A 2,641-nucleotide genomic window follows, 5' to 3' on the forward strand; every position below is an offset into this window, starting at 1 on the left:
CGAAGATTTCGACAGCAACTACTACTCGCTGAGCCACCCCAGCGACGCCAACTACATGCGGATCATGGGCGGGTCGGGCTTCGGCATCGACTACGACCCGAACACGGTCGTCGTCGACGCGCCCACCCTCATGCAGGAAATGGATCAGGCGGGCGTATCGTGGGCCAGCTACGACCAGGGCATCCCGGCGGGTACCACCGACATAACGCCGGGTGACGCGGTCGACGCAACGCCATTCGGCCTATTCAGCTACGTCTACCACAACACCCCCGCCTACCTGCAGGAACACATTTTCCCGCAGTCGGATTTGTCCAGCGCTCTGCAGAACCCGAGCACCTTCCCGGACTTCGCGTGGGTCAAACCCGACGAGGCCAGCAACATGGAAGGCCCCATCGATACTCTCTCCGGCCTCGCCAAGTTCATTGTCGGCAACCTCACGAACCAGCAGTACAACGTCGCGGCCGGCGACCAGTACCTCCAGCAGACGATATCCACCATTGAGAACTCGCCGACGTGGACTGACCCGAACGAGAAGGACGCGATCGTCATCACGTGGGACGAGGACAGCAACGTCCTGTCATTGGGCTTGGGTAACGAAGGCAACAATGTTCCGATGATTGTCATCCCGAACGAGGACGCCGTGACGGCTGGGGGGATGCAAGCCGGCCCCTTCACCACCGACACCTACTACAACCAGTACGATCTGATGTCCACTATCGAAGACGCCTTGCGTCCCGAGCCGGGAACTCTGGCCCCGCTCACCGACAACGACAAGTACGCCGAACCCATGAACGCTTTCTGGAAATAGTGGCACCAAGCGTTTATAGCTGGCGCGCGGCCGGAGCGGCATTCGCCGGTGTTTCCCACCGCCCCAGTCCGTAATCGCCCTCGATGGTCGTACGGTGCATGATCCGGCGATACTTCGGGTCGCAGCCACGGGCTTCATGTAGGACACGCCAGTTATCCCACAGCACCATTTCGCCCGGCTGCCAGTGATGCACATAAGGTCGAATACATTTCTGCGCCTCGTCCCAAACTTCCTTGAACAGCGCATCACCTTCCGGGTTTTCCATCCCCTCGATGCCACGACAGCCATACGGCGTCATGTGCAGCACCTTATCGCCGGTCTGGCGTGTCCAGACGGCCGGATGAATGGCGCGGGGAAAGGTTTTCGCGGTCTCTGATACGGTAGCGCCTTTGCTCTGGATGATGCGAAAGGTCTGTGGCAAGCCCCATTTTTGCCGCTCATAATATAGATCGAGCGTATAGATGATGTTGAGGGGTTCGGCCTTCTGCCGAATATCCGGTGCCATCTGCTTATAGATGTCGATGCCATCGGCAAACGCCGTATCGCCGCCCTCGGGAGGGGTCTCGTCGGCCCGCAACACTCCTGCGCGGTTCAGCTCATTGTTATACGTGTGGTCGAAATGCCAAGGCTGCCATAACATCAACGGCTTGCCGTCGATTTCGACGATGGTGGCTTTCGGGTCGGTGGCGATGGTGATCACGCCGGGCATGTTAGCGCGGTCATAGCGGCGCACCGTCTTCACCGGATGGTCCTTCAGTGGTCCGATCACCTCGCTGATCAACACCTGCATTTCGGCGGTCGGCTCAACTGCCTCGAAGACGATGACACCGCGATCCTCGAAGACGTGGCGGATCTGGTGCCGCACATCCGCGTCGTCCAAGGCTTGCCGTGTCACACCGGAGATACGCGCGCCGAATGGAAGATCCGCGTGCAGCGGGCTGACATCCAATGAAACCATCGATTCAAACTCCTCGCAGTTCAGGCCAGCAACAGCGCTGATGGCTCTATTGAATCATCCCGGGTTTGCATGCGCCTTGGTAACCTACGAGCTGCCTGACCGCTTGCGTAGGTATCAGTCGGGAATTGCTCGGCGCATGAGAGACCACCCAGCGGGTCAGGCCAGCACCTCTACGGTTACGTCGAGTGCGCGGGCGCGTCGATCGCGGGTAACCAGTGTGCGCCGATGTTCGTATGCGGTGGCGCCGACGAGCGCGTCGTACACCGACCCACCTGCGATCCCTGCCGAACCGAGTGTGGCCGGTAGCGATGCTACCGCTGGCCGGCATCGCGCAATGTCCGCACCATCTCGTCGTTGATCTCTGCGCCACCCGCAGGTATGAGCCAGCGTCCGTCCCGCTCGTCGAGTGAGTCGCCAGCGGGTGGTTCGACGCGCAACGCCTTGGGAATAATCAGTCGTCCTGCCTTATCAATGGTTGCTCGCATGCCTAAAAACGACCATCGGGGTTCGATATCACGGCCGCGAGCGTGCGCAAAACCGGGTCCTCGCGCCGCGTGTCGTGCGTGGGCACGCACGCTCGCGCCGGGGTGCACGCCAAGTAAGCTGGCCTATCGTGCAAAAACGGCGACGTCTGGGCGTGATGGGTGGGACGTTCGACCCCATCCATCACGGCCACCTGGTTGCCGCCAGTGAGGCAGCCGACCGGTTCGACCTCGACGAAGTGATCTTCGTGCCGACCGGCCAGCCCTGGCTGAAGGATCGCCACGTCACCGCCGCGGAGGACCGCTACCTGATGACGGTGATCGCCACCGCGTCCAACCCGCGCTTCTCGGTGAGCCGGGTCGACATCGACCGCGGCGGCCCCACCTACACCC

General features: G+C 61.3%; 4 protein-coding genes. 2 read left to right on the forward strand and 2 right to left on the reverse strand.

All coding sequences use genetic code 11. From position 1 onward, the window contains the following. The coding region (locus AC2VON_RS01940; RefSeq protein ID WP_486951428.1) for an alkaline phosphatase family protein at nucleotides 1-808 on the forward strand (808 nt) is incomplete at its 5' end. Nucleotides 809-821: 13 nt separating this feature from the next. On the opposite strand, the gene AC2VON_RS01945 is transcribed toward AC2VON_RS01940, so the two are convergent. Next, complete coding sequence (locus AC2VON_RS01945; protein ID WP_486951429.1) at nucleotides 822-1,766, reverse strand: TauD/TfdA dioxygenase family protein; 945 nt, start codon at nucleotides 1,764-1,766, stop codon at nucleotides 822-824. A gap of 311 nt (nucleotides 1,767-2,077) precedes the next feature. Beyond that, nucleotides 2,078-2,251: a hypothetical protein gene (locus AC2VON_RS01950; RefSeq protein WP_486951430.1), complete on the reverse strand. Its 174-nt coding sequence runs from the start codon at nucleotides 2,249-2,251 to the stop codon at nucleotides 2,078-2,080. Between the two features lie 155 nt (nucleotides 2,252-2,406). Between AC2VON_RS01950 and AC2VON_RS01955 the strand changes: the two genes are divergently transcribed. After that, nucleotides 2,407-2,641: nicotinate-nicotinamide nucleotide adenylyltransferase (locus AC2VON_RS01955; RefSeq protein ID WP_486951431.1), on the forward strand; the 235-nt coding region annotated here is incomplete at its 3' end.

The sequence above is a fragment of the Mycobacterium sp. TH-M82 genome (genome assembly GCF_057473605.1).